This window comes from Nocardia sp. NBC_01503 (assembly GCF_036327755.1).
GTDB lineage: Bacteria > Actinomycetota > Actinomycetes > Mycobacteriales > Mycobacteriaceae > Nocardia.
Genome location: NZ_CP109596.1, coordinates 2,467,648 through 2,483,932, shown reverse-complemented (window position 1 = coordinate 2,483,932; position 16,285 = coordinate 2,467,648). Strand labels below are relative to the sequence as shown.

The 16,285-nt window shown below is 66.2% G+C and carries 9 protein-coding genes; 3 read left to right on the top strand and 6 right to left on the bottom strand.

Annotation, left to right across the window (positions count from 1 at the left end; all coding sequences use genetic code 11):
* The first annotated feature begins 193 nt into the window (after positions 1-193).
* Both gltB and OHB26_RS11155 read left to right on the top strand, forming a co-directional pair.
* A complete protein-coding gene (gene gltB / locus OHB26_RS11160) occupies positions 194-4,864 on the top strand; it encodes a glutamate synthase large subunit (protein ID WP_330184109.1) in 4,671 nt (1,556 codons plus the stop codon).
* A 59-nt stretch (positions 4,865-4,923) separates the two neighbouring features.
* Positions 4,924-6,393 carry a glutamate synthase subunit beta gene (locus OHB26_RS11155; RefSeq protein WP_330184108.1) on the top strand — a complete coding sequence of 490 codons (1,470 nt, stop codon included), beginning with the start codon at positions 4,924-4,926 and terminating at the stop codon, positions 6,391-6,393.
* An 81-nt stretch (positions 6,394-6,474) separates the two neighbouring features.
* On the opposite strand, the gene OHB26_RS11150 is transcribed toward OHB26_RS11155, so the two are convergent.
* Together OHB26_RS11150 and OHB26_RS11145 are read right to left on the bottom strand one after the other, a co-directional pair.
* The gene (locus OHB26_RS11150; protein ID WP_330184107.1) at positions 6,475-8,172 is read right to left on the bottom strand and encodes a DNA glycosylase AlkZ-like family protein; all 1,698 of its coding nucleotides are present in this window, start codon (positions 8,170-8,172) and stop codon (positions 6,475-6,477) included.
* Between the two features lie 236 nt (positions 8,173-8,408).
* Positions 8,409-10,028, bottom strand: coding sequence for a glycoside hydrolase family 5 protein (locus OHB26_RS11145; protein ID WP_330184106.1), 1,620 nt, complete (start codon positions 10,026-10,028; stop codon positions 8,409-8,411).
* 325 nt (positions 10,029-10,353) lie between these two features.
* Here OHB26_RS11145 and OHB26_RS11140 point away from each other — a divergent pair, with 325 nt between their 5' ends.
* Positions 10,354-11,199, top strand: coding sequence for a cutinase family protein (locus OHB26_RS11140; protein WP_330185586.1), 846 nt, complete (start codon positions 10,354-10,356; stop codon positions 11,197-11,199).
* A gap of 218 nt (positions 11,200-11,417) precedes the next feature.
* Here OHB26_RS11140 and OHB26_RS11135 read toward each other — a convergent pair whose 3' ends face one another.
* The 4 genes from OHB26_RS11135 to lysX form a co-directional block, all read right to left on the bottom strand.
* Entirely contained in the window at positions 11,418-11,720 is a 303-nt protein-coding gene (locus tag OHB26_RS11135; RefSeq protein WP_330184105.1) for a hypothetical protein, read from the bottom strand.
* 131 nt (positions 11,721-11,851) lie between these two features.
* Entirely contained in the window at positions 11,852-12,469 is a 618-nt protein-coding gene (locus tag OHB26_RS11130; RefSeq protein WP_330185585.1) for a histidine phosphatase family protein, read from the bottom strand.
* Positions 12,470-12,518: 49 nt separating this feature from the next.
* Positions 12,519-12,725 (bottom strand): hypothetical protein, encoded by a 207-nt coding sequence (locus OHB26_RS11125; RefSeq protein WP_330184104.1) that lies wholly within the window; start codon positions 12,723-12,725, stop codon positions 12,519-12,521.
* A 160-nt stretch (positions 12,726-12,885) separates the two neighbouring features.
* Positions 12,886-16,245, bottom strand: a complete 3,360-nt coding sequence (gene lysX / locus OHB26_RS11120) for a bifunctional lysylphosphatidylglycerol synthetase/lysine--tRNA ligase LysX (protein ID WP_442942908.1) — start codon at positions 16,243-16,245, stop codon at positions 12,886-12,888.
* Between the last annotated feature and the right edge of the window lie 40 nt (positions 16,246-16,285).

The following is a 16,285-nucleotide window of genomic DNA, read 5'->3' as shown; positions in this document are numbered from 1 at the left end:
TAGCGAACACGTAAGCGTTCGGTTACCGCCGAGCACCCGAACGAGTACTCGAAGCGGGTGAACAACTGGAGAGTTGACTGCACGGGATGACCATCAGCGCCGCTGGTCTCTGACACGTCCGGGCGCAGTCCGACGGAGGCGTTCGACGAAGGCCGCAATTCTTCGAAGGCCTGTTTTTTGTGAAGGCAGAGGCATGACGCAACTTCCTGGCCACAGGTCCCCTACCGGCGGTGCCGGCTATGGACACGGACCCCGCGGGCTCTATGACCCGGCGAATGAACACGACGCCTGCGGCGTCGCATTCGTCGTCGACATGCACGGCCGTCGTAGCCGCGACATCGTCGACAAGGCTATTACCGCCCTGCTGAACCTGGAGCACCGTGGAGCGGCCGGCGCCGAACCCAACTCGGGTGACGGCGCGGGCATTCTGATCCAGCTCCCGGACAAGTTCTTCCGCGCGATCGTCGACTTCGACCTTCCCGCCGAGGGCTCGTACGCCACGGGTATCGCCTTCCTCCCGCAGGCTCGCCGTGAGGCCGCCCGCGCCGGATACGGCGTGGAGAAGATCGTCCGCGAAGAGGGTCTCGAGGTCCTCGGGTGGCGCGAGGTTCCCATCGACGAATCGTCGCTGGGCGCACTCTCACGCGACGCGATGCCGACCTTCCGGCAGATCTTCATCGCCTCCCCGAAGGACTCGGCCGAGCAGCTCACGGGCATGGACCTGGAGCGTCGCGCCTACGTCATCCGCAAGCGCATCGAGCACGAGCTCGGCAAGGCGGGCGCGGGCGAGGGCAGCGTCGGCAAGGAATCGGTCTACTTCCCGAGCCTTTCCGGTCAGACCTTCGTCTACAAGGGCATGTTCACCACGCCGCAGCTGCGCGCGTTCTACATCGACCTGCAGGACGATCGCGTCGAATCCGCGCTCGGCATCGTGCACTCGCGCTTCTCCACCAACACCTTCCCGTCGTGGCCGCTGGCGCACCCGTTCCGGCGCGTCGCCCACAACGGCGAGATCAACACCGTCTCCGGTAACGAGAACTGGATGCGGGCGCGTGAGGCGCTGCTGAAGTCCGATGCCTTCGGCATCGACACCGAGGGCAACAACCGCCTGGAGAAGATCTTCCCGGTCTGCACCCCCGGCGCCTCGGACACCGCTCGCTTCGACGAGGTGCTCGAACTGCTGCACCTGGGCGGCCGCAGCCTCCCGCACGCCGTGCTCATGATGATTCCCGAGGCCTGGGAACGCCACGAGTCCATGGACCCGGCCCAGCGCGCCTTCTACCGCTACCACTCGTTCCTGATGGAGCCGTGGGACGGTCCGGCTTCGGTGTGCTTCACCGACGGCACGGTCGTCGGCGCGGTGCTGGACCGAAACGGTCTGCGCCCCGGCCGCATCTGGGTCACCGAGGACGGCCTGGTCGTCATGGCCTCCGAGGTCGGCGTGCTGGATATCGATCCGGCCACCGTGGTCCAGAAGACCCGTCTCAAGCCCGGTCGCATGTTCCTGGTCGACACCGCACAGGGCCGCATCATCAGCGATGACGAGGTCAAGTCGGAGCTGGCGAGCGAGTACCCGTACCAGGAGTGGCTGGAGAACGGCCACACCAAGCTCTCGGATCTGCCGGACCGCCCGCACGTGCACATGTCGCACGATCGCGTGCTCATCCGTCAGCAGATCTTCGGATACTCCACCGAAGAGCTGAACATCCTGATGTCGCCGATGGCGCAGACCGGTGGTGAGGCGCTCGGCTCCATGGGCACCGACACCCCGATCGCGGTGCTGTCTTCGCGTCCGCGACTGCTGTTCGACTACTTCTCGCAGCTGTTCGCGCAGGTCACCAACCCGCCGTTGGACGCCATCCGCGAAGAGGTCGTCACCTCGCTGCGCAGCATGGTCGGCCCCGAGGGCGATCTGCTGAATCCGGGACCGGACTCCGCGGGTCAGATCACCCTGACCCAGCCGATTCTGGACAATGACGAGCTCGCCAAGCTGGTGCACATCAACGACGACGGCTCGCATCCCGAGCTGCGTTCGGTGGTCGTACACGGCCTGTACCCGGTACAGCAGGGCGGCGCCGGTCTGCGCAAGGCCATCGCGGCTGTGCAGCAGCAGGTTTCGACCGCCATCGACGGTGGCGCGCGGATCATCATCCTGTCCGATCGCGAATCCAACGAGAAGCTGGCGCCGATTCCGTCGCTGCTGCTCACCGCGGCCGTTCATCACCACCTGGTCCGCGAGCGCACTCGCACCAAGGTCGGCCTGGTCGTGGAGGCCGGTGACGCCCGCGAGGTGCATCACATGGCGCTGCTGATCGGTTTCGGCGCGGCGGCGATCAACCCGTACATGGCCTTCGAATCGCTCGAGGACATGCTCGAGCGCGGTCAGCTGAAGATGCCGGGCAGCACCGGCGATCACGCGGCCGATTTCAAGAAGGCCGTCGCCAACTACAACAAGGCCGCCGGCAAGGGCGTGCTCAAGGTGATGTCCAAGATGGGCATCTCCACCGTCGCCTCCTACCGGGGCGCGCAGCTGTTCCAGGTCGTCGGCCTGTCGCAGGAGTTGGTGGACGAGTACTTCACCGGCCTGAACTCGCCGCTGGACGGTATCGGCCTCGATGACATCGCGGGCGAGGTCGCCACCCGGCACAAGGTCGCGTTCCTGGAGAACCGCAATGAGCGCGCGCACCGCGAGCTCGAGGTCGGCGGCGAATACCAGTGGCGTCGTGAGGGCGAATACCACCTGTTCAACCCGGACACGGTGTTCAAGCTGCAGCATGCGACCCGCTCGGGCCAGTACAAGGTCTTCAAGGAGTACACCAAGCTCGTCGACGATCAGTCGGAGCGCTTGGCCTCGCTGCGCGGCCTGTTCAAGTTCAAGTCCGGTCGCAACCCGATCTCCATCGACGAGGTCGAGCCCGCGAGCGCGATCGTCAAGCGTTTCTCGACCGGTGCGATGAGCTACGGCTCCATCTCGGCCGAGGCGCACGAGACCCTCGCGGTCGCCATGAACCGCCTCGGCGGTCGCTCCAACTCCGGTGAGGGCGGCGAGCATCCGGCCCGCTTCGAGCCGGAGGAGAACGGCGACTGGCGTCGGTCCGCGATCAAGCAGGTGGCCTCGGGTCGCTTCGGTGTGACCGCGCACTACCTGACCAACTGCACCGATATCCAGATCAAGATGGCGCAGGGCGCGAAGCCCGGCGAGGGCGGTCAGCTGCCCGCGCACAAGGTGTACCCGTGGGTCGCCGAGGTCCGGCACTCCACGCCCGGCGTGGGTCTGATCTCGCCGCCGCCGCACCACGACATCTACTCGATCGAGGATCTCGCCCAGCTGATCCACGACCTGAAGAACGCGAACCCGCAGGCGCGGATTCACGTGAAACTTGTCGCGGAGCCCGGCGTCGGCACCGTCGCCGCGGGTGTGTCCAAGGCGCACGCGGATGTCGTGCTGATCTCCGGCCATGACGGTGGCACCGGCGCTTCGCCGCTGACCTCGCTCAAGCACGCGGGCGGTCCCTGGGAGCTCGGCCTGGCCGAGACCCAGCAGACGCTGCTGCTCAACGGTCTGCGCGACCGCATCGTGGTGCAGGTCGACGGTCAGATGAAGACCGGCCGCGATGTCATGATCGCCGCGCTGCTTGGCGCCGAGGAGTACGGTTTCGCGACCGCTCCGCTGGTGGTCTCGGGCTGCATCATGATGCGGGTGTGTCACCTCGACACCTGTCCGGTCGGCGTCGCGACCCAGAACCCTGTTCTCCGTGAGCGTTTCACCGGTAAGCCGGAGTTCGTCGAGAACTTCATGCTGTACATCGCCGAGGAAGTGCGCGAACTGCTCGCGTCGCTGGGCCTGCGGACCCTGGACGAGGCCATCGGCCGGGTCGACCTGCTCGACACCGCCGCGGCCAAGAAGCACTGGAAGGCCGCCAAGCTGGATCTGTCGCCCATCCTCGACGATGTCGAGACGGCGTTCATGATGCAGGATCGGCGCGCCACCAAGACCCAGGACCACGGCCTGGACAGGGCGCTGGACAACCAGCTCATCGCCGATGCCGCGGACGCGCTCGAGCGCGGTAAGCCGGTCAAGCTGGACGTCAAGATCACCAACGTGAACCGGACCGTGGGCACCATGCTCGGCCACGAGGTGACCAAGCTGTACGGCGGCGTCGGCCTGCCGGACAACACCATCGACATCACGTTCACCGGCTCGGCCGGTAACTCGTTCGGTGCGTTCGTCCCGGCCGGTATCACCCTGCGGGTGAACGGCGACACCAACGACTATGTGGGCAAGGGTCTTTCGGGTGGTCGCATCATCGTGCGCCCGTCCCTGGACGTTCCCGCGGAGTTCGTCGCGGAGCAGAACATCATCGCGGGCAACGTGATCCTGTTCGGCGCCACCAGCGGTCAGGCGTTCATTCGCGGTGTGGCCGGTGAGCGCTTCAGCGTGCGCAACTCGGGTGCCACCGCGGTGGTCGAGGGTGTGGGCGACCATGCCTGCGAGTACATGACCGGTGGCCGCGTGGTGATCCTCGGTGAGACCGGCCGTAACTTCGGCGCCGGCATGTCGGGCGGTATCGCGTTCGTCTACAACCCGAACGGCACCTTCGAGAAGAACCTCAACACCGAGCTGGTGGATCTCGAGCAGCTCTCCGCCGAGGAGACCGCATGGCTGCGCGAGACCGTCGCCCAGCATCGCGACGAGACCGGTTCGGCTGTGGCCGAACGCATCCTGAGCGACTGGTCGCAGCAGGTGAACCACTTCGTGAAGGTGATGCCGCGGGACTACAAGAAGGTCCTGCTGGCCATCTCGGAGGCCGAGAAGGCCGGCCGCGATGTCGACGCCGCGATCATGGAGGCCGCACGTGGCTGACATGACCCGCACCGCTGTTGTTGAGTGCGCCGAGCTCGGCGCGAAGTACGGAGTCGTAAATGGGTGACGCACAGGGCTTCCTGAAGCACACGAGTCGGGAACTGCCGAAGCGCCGTCCGGTCGAGCTGCGCCTGATGGACTGGAAAGAGGTCTACGAGGAGAAGTTCTCCCACGAGACCCTCCAGAAGCAGGCCAGCCGCTGTATGGACTGCGGTATCCCCTTCTGCCACAACGGTTGTCCGCTCGGGAATCTGATTCCCGAATGGAATGACCTGGTCTACAAGGGTTCCTGGAAGGAATCGTTCGATCGGCTGCACGCCACGAACAACTTCCCGGAGTTCACCGGCCGCCTCTGCCCCGCGCCCTGTGAGGCGTCCTGTGTCCTGGGCATCAACCAGGATCCGGTGACGATCAAGCAGGTCGAGGTCGAGATCATCGAGAACGGTTTCGACGAGGGCTGGGTCACCCCGGTGTACCCCACCCGTCTGACCGGTAAGAAGGTCGCGGTCGTCGGTTCGGGCCCGGCCGGTCTGGCCGCCGCCCAGCAGCTGACCCGCGCCGGCCACACCGTGACCGTGTACGAGCGCGACGACCGCATCGGCGGCCTGATGCGCTACGGCATCCCGGAATTCAAGATGGAGAAGCGCTTCATCGATCGCCGGATCGCGCAGATGGAGGCCGAGGGCACCATCTTCAAGACCGGTGTGAACGTGGGCGTCGACATCACCGCCGATCAGCTGCGCGAGCGTTTCGACGCCGTGGTGCTCTCCGGTGGTGCGACCATCGCGCGTGATCTGCCCATCCCGGGTCGCGATCTGGACGGCATCCACCAGGCCATGGAGTTCCTGCCGCTGGCCAACCGGGTGCAGCTGGGCGATGCCATCACCGATGAGGACGGCCTGCCGCGTATCAACGCGAAGGGTAAGAAGGTCATCATCATCGGCGGCGGCGACACCGGCGCGGACTGCCTGGGCACCTCGCACCGTCAGGGTGCGGAGTCGGTGCACCAGTTCGAGATCATGCCGCGCCCGCCGGAGGAGCGTGCCTCCTCCACCCCGTGGCCGACCTACCCGCTCATGTACCGGGTCGCCTCGGCGCACGAGGAGGGCGGCGAGCGCCTGTTCTCCGTCAATACCGAGCGTTTCATCGGTACCGACGGCAAGGTCACCGGCCTGCAGGCGCATGAGGTCAGCATGGTGAACGGTCGCTTCGAGAAGGTCGAGGGCACCGACTTCACCCTGGAGGCCGATCTGGTGCTGCTGTCCATGGGCTTCGTCGGACCGCAGAAGCACGGTCTGCTCGAGGGTCTGGGCGTGGGCTACGACCAGCGCGGCAACGTCAAGCGCGATAGCGACTGGGCCACCACGGTTCCGGGCGTCTTCGTCGCGGGCGATATGGGCCGCGGTCAGTCGCTCATCGTGTGGGCCATTGCCGAGGGTCGCGCCTGCGCGTCGGCCGTCGACAAGTTCCTCGAGGGTGAGACGGCGCTGCCGTCCCCGATCCGCCCGACCGATGTCGCACAGCGGTGATGAACCAGCTCTGAGCTGAACAACGAAGCGCCCGTGGATTTTCGATCCACGGGCGCTTTTGGCTATCCGGACCGTCTGTTCTCAGGCGGAGGTGCCCGTAGCTGGATCGGGCGGGGCGATATACCGTGCCGCCTTTCGGTCGCCTTCACGGACGACCGTTCCCTCCTTGGTCATTCGGCGAAGCAACGTGCTGGCTTGCTGCGGCGTGATCATGCAGAGTTCGGCGGCCGCACCACGGGTGATGGCTCCGAACGACTCGATGTACTGAAGGACCATCTGCTCCTGCTGAATCGGGTCGGTCCCACGCACTCTGACATAGGCGGGTGGCTGATTCAGTGCTCGATACACCGCAGCCGACAGATGGTAGGCCCGGCCGCGCCCGGTTCCCCGCTGTTCGACCAAACCTTCTTCGACCATTCGGCTCAATGCGGTACGGGTCTCGCCCGGTGTTCGGTACAGATCGTTCGCGATCTCCGCGGCAGTGAGCTTCGTGTGTTGCCGAAGCTCGTGCAGCACTTGCATATCGAACAATCGCATGGGTCGCTGAGACTTGTTCTCATGCTCGAGGATGAAGCGCGCGAAGGCGATATCGGCATGGCCGAGCGGGATGACGGCGCGGACCATTCGCTCGGTGGATCCGCTGTAGTCGGGAGCATCACGTCCGAGTCGCAGGAGTGAATCGAACATCAGGCTGATGCCGCGACCACTGCGCTCGACAATTCCGGCGCGACGGAAGGCGTCCGCGAGAACGGGGCTGCGCGGCTGGGTCACCGACAGCAGATTTTCGAGCCTTACACCAGGCGGGAAACCGCCTGGGCTGGTCACCTCGAAGGTGTCCTCGTTGATGGCGATCCGGACCGGACCCATTGCCGTGTAGTCGCGGTGTACCAGCGCATTGGCAATGGCTTCGCGCACCGCGACCGGCGGCACGTTCGGGATCGACACCCGCAGCAGGCCGAACTGCAGTTCCTCCTCCCGATTCCATGCCGTCACCCGCTCGAACAGTTCTTCCGCGAGTTTGAACAGCGGCGCTCGATAGAAGGCATTCACCTCCAATCGAAGCCCGCTGAAGAGCTGAAAAGCGGCTTCGTGATTCGGGACATGCCGGTGGAGCGCCTGCTCGGTGCCGAACAGCAGCACCGCCCCCAGCGTCAGCCGTCCGACGTCGCCGGGTCCGAGAACCCCCAGCGCACGGCAGATTTCGATATCTGCCAGGTCCGCGATGACCGGGTCCGCGCCGGAAATTCGCGCGAGCCTTCGGAACCGGTCGAATTCAGCTGGATCCAGATCCGCCATCGATGTGTCACGAGCCGGCAAGGTGGCGAAATCAACCGCGCCCCTGTCGATTTCATGGGCGAGCATCTCGTAGGCAGGGAAAGGCACGCACTCCGGAGTGCCATCGACCTTGAGGGCTCGGCGCACGTAGAGGCCGGTCGTCGTGCCGACGATGCGCGCGGCCCGTGGTACCTCCACGACGATGACATCATGGCCGTCGATGGGGATCACCGACGTACGGGTCTGCACGATGGGTACCGTGCGATTGGCGATGAGTGCGTCGATGCGGCGGCCGTCGGTGTGGTCACCGTGGCGCGGTGCGGCACCGGTGATGTGGCCATTGTCCTCGACTCCGATCAGCAACACGCCACCCTCGCCGTTGGCGAGGCACACCACGGTCTCGATCAGGTCCGAGTCGTTGAATTTGCCGGAGGCGCCACGTTTGAACTCAGTGGTGAGCTGCTCGCCCTCGGCGATATGGGTGCGGACGGTAGCTTCATCCATGGCCATATCTTATGCATAATTTATAAATGAAAGCTCGTGGTTTGGTAGTAAGAGGGCTATTTATGTATAAAATCGACATCTTGAACCTGGCCTGGCGAGTCTGAGGGCTTACGGTCGGTGTCTGCATTGCGGTGCCCGACCGATGTCGCCCAGCGGTGATGAACCAGCTCTGAGCTGAACAACGAAGCGCCCGTGGATTTTCGATCCACGGGCGCTTTCGTTTGCCGGTAATCCGGTCAGCCGCAGGTGATCACGATGCGGTAGTCGCCGGATGCGGTGGTGGCGGCGGTGATTCGCCAGCCGCCGGGCACCTGCTGCCGTCCGGTCTGGGTGATATTGCTTCCGGTGACCGCCGGGTTCGCACAGCGCTGTGACACCCACAGGTCCGCCGTGCTACCGCTCTTGTCCGCGGTTCCGGTGAGAGTCATTGCGCCGGAGCCGATATCGGAGGTCAGGGCGGTGAGTTGGCCCGGTGCGGCGCGCGGGTACGAGCGGGCGATGACGGCGGCGGTGGCGGGATCATGATCCAGGCCGCTGTCCGGTGCGGTGCAGGTCGGCCGGGTGCCACGGGTCTGGATATTGTGCGGATCACCGCACGCCTGCCGCCACTGCCAGTAGGCGCCGCCGACCAGGTACTTGTCCTCGAGTGCGGCGTAGCGCCGGGTCTTGTCGGCGATGACGGCGGGATCGCTGTCCCAGAATCCCCATTCGCCGTTGAAGAAGGTGGTGCCGTAACCGGCCGCGGCGGTCGCCGTATCCGCGAAACCCGATGCGAGAGAACCGGGTAGCGGGCTGATGGATTCGTTGTACTGGTGCGGGGCGTACACCAGGTTCTCATCGCCCGCCGATCCCGAGGCCGATCCGGACGCGGATCCGGTGGCGGACCCCAGGCCCGATCCGGTGCCGGAACCCGAGGCCGAGCCCGACGCACTGGTGAACAGCGGCAGCGGCCCGGGGAAGGCCAATCCGCCTGTGATCACCGAGGGTTCGAAGAACATGATGTGCCGGAATCCGCCCGCCGCCTGCTCGGCCGAGCGGATGGCGGCCATGGCGCGGCGGTAGTAATTGCCGAGCAGGACGTAGTCGTCGAAGCCGACCAGCAGTCCCGGATTGGGTTCATTGAGCAGGTCGTAGCCGACGACGGCCGGATCGTGCGCGAAGCGGGCCGCGACCGCGGCCCAGGTGTTCACCAGTTCGGTCTGGACGCCGTTGACGTCGAGATAGAAGTTCTGGAAAGAGGTTTGGACCGCTACCGAGAGTTCGCGTTCGCTCACCCGGCAGGTCGCGGAGCTGCCGACCAGGGCGGTGGCCCAGGCCGGTGCGCCGTCCCAGCCGACGCCGGGCTGGGTGAGCGGCGGGCACCAGACGCCGTCGGGGGTGTTCACGGCGGTGCCCCAGGCGTCCTGGTGCATATCGAGTTGGACGTAGATGTCGTGTGCGCGAGCCCAGTCGATCGCCTGGGCGATGCGGTCGAGGTATCCGTGGTCGATGACGCCGCGCGCGGGTTCGAGCGCGGACCAGGAAATGATGAGACGCACCACATTCGAGCCCAGTGCGGCGATGCGTTCGAAGTCGTCTTCGGTCAGTGTCGTGGTGGCCGGGAGGTCGGGCCACTCCTGGTAGTACTGCCCGAGTCCGTTCACATTGACCCCGCGCAGCAGGACCGTGCGACCGGTGTCGTCGACTATCCGGGCGCCCTGTCCCATGGTGGCGTGCAGGGGGTGTCCGACCTGGTGGGTCGGGGTTTCGAGGGTGGGGGAGGAGTGTGCCGCGGCGGGGCTCGCGGTGAGCGGAAGGGTAAGGGCGGCAAGGAGTGTGAGGGCTTTACGGCGGAATGTGAAATGCGTTCTGGTCATTTGACCAGCAGACGTTAGCAAAGGCTGACCGGCCGTGCCAGAAGTCGGTCGGAATCGGACAACTTGTGAAGGTCACGTGGCGCGCGGCCAAGGTCACCTTTATTGTTATCGGCGTTGTGTCGCTGATCTCTGTCATGCGGTCCGGTTCGCGCATCTCATACAGGCTGGTTACTTCGGTTAACCCCTGGTGCACCTGATCGTCATCCGGCGACGCCACCATGATCGGGAATCGGGATGGAGAAGTTGTCCCGGGCAGGCGTGAACTGGAGCAGTAGTGCGGTTGAAAAGAATTGTCGCGGCTGCGGGGGCAGCGGCGAGCGTGCTCATCACTGGAGTCGCACTGGGCAGCGGCACCGTTACAGCGGATCCCGGATGCCCGGTCATGTACACCGTGGCCATCCCCGGCACCTGGGAAACCGGCCACGACAAGGCGCCCGGCCCGGGCATGCTGTCGCAGGTTACCAACGGGCTACCCGGCGAGGTGGACTACGTGACCTACGCGGCCACCGCCTTCCCCTGGGAGGGTGACGTCTACGGCGCCTCCAAGAAGGAAGCCACCGACAATGCGCGCGGCCTGGTACAGGCCATGGGGGCGCGCTGCCCGGGAACCAAGATCAATATCACCGGCTACAGCCAGGGTGCCGACGCGGCAGGCGATCTCGCCTCCGAGATCGGCTCCGGACTCGGTGTGGTGCCGCCGGATCGCATCGCGGCCGTGGCACTCATCTCCGATCCGCGCCGCTCGGTGACGGACGTCCAGGTCGGCCCGATCGCGCCCGGTGCGGGTGCGGGCGGGGCGCGCGTGGGCGGCTTCGGCTGGATCGCGGACAAGGTGCGCACCGTCTGCGCCGTCGGCGATCTGTACTGCTCCACCGAGGACACCGATTTCGTCAGCCGTTTCGCCGGATTCCTGGCGCAGACGTCCGATCCGAACCCGGCGAACCTGTGGCGCTACCAGCTCGAGGTCGGCGCGATCATCAATGATCTGATGGCGCAGGGTGGTATCCCCACCCTGCAGTCGCAGCTCAGCGAGGGTGCGAACGAACAGCGCGCCAAGCAGTTCGAGCAGTTCTTCCGCACCGGACGGCACACCAGCTACGGCAGCTACTCGGTCGGCGGCGGTCAGACCGCGCTGTCCTGGATGCACAACTGGCTCGCCAACGCCGCTTAACTCTTGATCCCGAGAATCGCTCCCTGACGGGAGCGATTCTCGGCGGGGAGAGGGAAGGTGACGCGGCGTCCGAGATGAGTGGCGACGCGTAGAGCGTCGCAAACCCACGTCATCCCGGCGCGCTTCTTGGCCGGGATCCACAGCAGCAGTGTGGATCCCGGCCAAAAGCATGCCGGGATGACGGAAGTGGCTATCCCGCACCGGGATTGACGCCGGGATTATCCGAAGGAGCCGGTGCTCGGCGGCGTCCAGACGGGCTGCTGCTGGTTGTTCCGATCCCGGTCGTGATCGCCGCGGTCGCCGCGATGATCGCCGTCGTGGTGATCGCGGTCCTGCCCGTCCCAGCCGGGCTGGTCGACCTGCTGGGCGACGGCGATGGTGTTGTCGGGGGTGGCGGCCGAAGCGGTTGCGGGCAGGGTGATCAGGGCCAGCGGGACGGCGGCCAGGATGCCCGCGGCGGCGATGCGCAGGCCCATGCGGCGACGGGATTTGGCGGGAGTCGAGTTCGTGGTGGCGGGCATGTGGAGATCCTTTCGCGGAATCGAGCCGCGGTGGCGGGCTCGTGTTCCCCATCGAAGGTTCCGGCGCTGGGAGCCCGATGCGACGACTCTGGGAATCGACTGCGAGGCCCGATTCGACCCGCAGCCGACTCTCAGCCGCGGTGCGCGCTATTGCGTGGCAACAGATCCCAGACGTGCCCGTTCTCGTTCACGGTGGCGACGGTGCGGCGGCCGGTGCGGGAGTACAGGATTCGGGTGATCGAGCAGTAGTCGATCGGGAAGGTGAGCGGTCGCTCCAGCCCGAGGACGTCCTGCAGCAGCACATTGATCACCCCGCCGTGCGCGAAGGCGACCACGGTATCGGTGGGTGCGCTGTCGGCGGCGATGCGGGCCGCGCTGTCGAGCACCCGGCTCACGAAGGCTTCGCCGTCGATCTGTTCGGGCAGGTATCCGGCTTTGATGCGGTCGTAGACGGCGCGGAACTCCTGCTGCGCGTCCTCGATCGGGATGTACGCGGGCAGGTCGCGATCGTATTCGGCCAGGCCGTCGAGGATATCGAGGTCCAGGCCGAGCTTTTCGGCGGTGGGCCGGGCGGTTTCGCGGGCGCGCAGTTGCGGGCTGCTCACCACGCGGGCGATGCGATGGTTGGCGAGGGCGGCGGGGACCCGGGCCGCCTGCTCGACCCCGATCTCGGTGAGATCGGGGTCCGCCGGACCGGAGTGCCCCTGGACGCGTCGCGGTTGGGCATGGCGGACCAGGATCAACTGCATATCCCCACTCTGCCGCACGCGGTCCGAGCGTCGCGCCAGGGGTGGAGCCCTACTGTCCCTGATTCTTCTTGCGGTTGGTCATCAGGTAGACGATGCCCAGCACCAGCGCGATGATGCCGATGCAGCAGACGGCGGCGAAGATCCAGAAGCTGCCGCCCTTCTTGGAGGACTTCTTCTTGGCGGCGTACTCCATGGTGGAGGTCCAGGTGTCCGGATTGGTCCACACGTGGTGGTCCAGCAGGTTGGCCTGGGTCATCAGGTCTAGGTAGTGCATTGAAACCCCATCTCGTCTGTCGGTCTGCCCCCTCCCCGGGGCCGTACTCGAGGTTAACTGGCCGCCCCGGTTCTGGGAGTCCACTGTGAATCGGCTGGGAACGCCGAAACGTTCACAAGATCGACAGATTTCTCGGATCCGGTTATCCGGTACGGGGTTTCACGAGCGGGAAGGGCAGGGTTTCGCGAATGCTGCGGCCGGTGATCAGCATGATCACGCGGTCCACGCCCACGCCGAGACCACCGGTGGGCGGCATGGCGTGTTCGAGGGCCTGCAGGAAGTCCTCGTCGAGCTCCATGGCCTCGGGATCGCCGCCCGCGGCCAGCATGGACTGTTCGGTGAGGCGTTTGCGCTGCTCCACCGGATCGGTCAATTCGCTGTAGGCGGTACCCAATTCGACGCCCCACGCCACCAGGTCCCAGCGTTCGGTGACCCCGGCGATATGCCGGTGCGCCCGCGTGAGCGGGGAGACCGAGGTGGGGAAGTCGATGTAGAAGGTGGGCTCCTCGGTGCTGGACTCCACCAGGTGCTCGTACATCTCGAGGACGAGTTGTCCGGCGTCCCAGCCCAATTGCCACGGCACCCCGGCCTTATCGCAGAGCAGGCGCAGGCGTTCGATATCGGTCTCGGGGCTGATGGTCTCGCCGAGTTTGTCCGAGACCGCACCGTGCACGGTCTTCACCGGCCATTCGCCGGAGATGTCGACCTCGGTGAGGGTGCCGTCCGGTCCGGGCCGCATGGCCACCATTTTCCCGTTGGCCGCGAGCGCGGCCTCCTGGATGAGCTGGCGGCAGGCGTGCATCATGCGCTCGTAATCACTGTGCGCCTCATAGGCTTCCAGGATGGTGAACTCGGGATTGTGACTGTAGTCCACGCCTTCGTTGCGGAAGACGCGACCGAGTTCGAAGACCTTCTCCATCCCGCCGACGCAGAGTCGCTTGAGGTACAGCTCGGGTGCGATGCGCAGGTACAGGTCGAGGTCGTAGGCGTTGATATGCGTGGTGAACGGGGTGGCGTTCGCGCCGCCGTGCACCTGCTGCAGCACCGGTGTCTCGACTTCGAGGAATCCCCAGCCGTGCAAGGTGTCTCGCAGTGAGCGCACCACGGCGCTGCGCTTGGCCATCACCTCGCGGATATCGGTGTTGATGGCCATGTCGACGTAGCGTTGCCGCACCCGCGCCTCTGGATCGGCCAAGCCCTTCCACTTGTCGGGTAGGGGGTGCAGGCATTTTCCGATCATGCGCCAGTCGGCGGCGAGCAGGGATAGCTCACCGCTGCGGCTGCGCCCGATCTGTCCGCTGACCTCGATGAGGTCGCCGAGATCGAAGAATTCGTCGAAGTCGGCGCTGCGTTCCGCGCCGACCCGGCCGCGGTCGATGACCAGCTGGATCTCCCCGGACCAGTCGCGCAGCAGGGCGAAGCTGACACCGCCGTAATCGCGAATCCGCAACAGCCGTCCGCAGACTCGCACCGTGGTGCCCTGTGGTGATCGGCGTGCGGCGGCGACGGTATGGGTCGGCGGGTACGCGACCGGATAGGCGTCCACGCCGGATTCGGTGAGTTTGCGCAGTTTGTCCATGCGCACCCGCACCTGTTCGGGGCGGCGCGGTCCGGTTTCGTCGAGCTCCTCCGGTGGCAGGTCGGGCATACTGCCGTCGGCGTGCAGTCCGGTCATGGTGTCCGGCACCGAGGAGCGCAGACCGGTGTGCGCGGTCGCGTTCTGCTCCTTGCCGATTCGCGGCAGGAAGCCCTCGGCGAGCGCGCTCGCGATGGCCACGCGCGGCAGCTGCCGGCGCTCCTCGAAGAGCGAGAAGCGCGGCACCCAATCCGGCTGGTACTTCACATTCGAGCGGTACAGCGCCTCGAGCTGATACCAGCGCGAGAAGAACATGAGCACCGAACGCCACAGGCGCAGTACGGGTCCCGCGCCGATCCGGCTGCCCTCCTCGAAGACCGCGCGGAAGACCGCGAAGTTCAACGAGATTCGGGTGATGCCGTACTGGTCGGAGGTGAGCGCCAGTTTGGAGATCATCAACTCCATGACGCCGTTGGGGCTGCGGCGATCGCGGCGCATCAGATCCAGGGAGACGCCGGTGCGGCCCCACGGCACCAGCGACAGCATGCCCAGGACGCGCTCGTTCGAGTCGATGGCCTCGACCAGCAGGCAGTCGCCGTCGAGTGGATCGCCGAGCCGGTCCAGGGCCATGGAGAAGCCGCGTTCGGTCTCGGTATCGCGCCAGGCTTCGGCGCGCTCGGTGACCTCGGCCATCTCCTCGGCGGCGATCTCCTTATGCCGTCGCACGCGAACGGTGATGCCCTGCTTGGCAAGTCGGTTGACGGCCTGGCGGACCTGTTTCATCTCCGCGCCCGCGAGGGAGAAGGTGCGGGTCTCCAGAATGGCCTCGTCGCCCAGGCGCAGCGCGGAGAGTCCGGCACGGCGATAGGCGGTCGCGCCGAGCTCGCTCGCACCCATGACCGCGGGCGCCCAACCGTATTGGTCGGCCAGCCGCAGCCAGGCGTCGATGGCGTGCGGCCAGGCTTCCTTCTTGCCGATGGGATCACCGGAGGCCAGGCAGACGCCGAGCTCCACGCGATAGGTGACCGCGGCCTTACCGCTGGGCGCGAAGACCACGGCCTTGTCGCGGCGGGTCGCGAAGTAGCCGAGCGAATCCTCCACATCGGAGCGTTCGATGAGCCCGCGGATGGCGGATTCGTCCAGTCCGGTGAGTGCGTTGGAGGCCCGTTGCGACCGGAACAGCACCATCACCGCGGCGAGCAGCGCGATCGCGCCGAACAGGCCGAGCAGCAGGTTCACCAGATGCGGCGGATGCCCGTCGAAGTCCTCATTGCTGACCAGGATGGCGGCGGTCACCCGGTAGACGGCCCACAGCGGCCGCTGCTCGTCCGGGGGCAGGCTGCCGGGGAACAACTCCACCAGACCCCAGCCGACCACACAGCCGAGCGCCAGACCGCCGAACAGCACACCGAGCGAGCGCAGAATGGTGCCGCTGCGAACCCGGGTGTAGAACTCGGACCAGGAGGCGATCAGCACGGTCATGACGCCGAGGTGGATGACCAGGGCGACGAGCGCGTTGAGATCGCTCTCGGCGGCGAAGTCCAGGGCATTGGCCAGCGCGTACGCCGCCATATAGCCGAACAGTAGCCACCAGGCGATGCGCTTGCGGCTGGCGGTCGCGCCCGCGAGCAGGCCGACCACCAGCGCCCACACCAGCGAGGTGTCGGGCGCGTCGAAGTAATAGGTGTCGACGTAGTGCCGCAGGCCCGAGGTCAGATACCGCAGGCCGGGCGAAATACTCCACATGGCGCACAGGACCGCGAAGACACCCAGGACCAGCCCCGCGACGTGCGGGACTTCCCGGAGTCGCCCGTGGCCGCGGTGCGGCACCTCGGGCGTTGGCGCGTCGGGTCTGTGTTCGAGTTCCCGGTGCTGCCGGTCCTGCGTCGAAGTCACCGCACCAGTGTGTATGTTGCGCTCGCCCATGTGCACTCGGAACCCGGTTCGTGTCTCGTTGCGGGCCCCT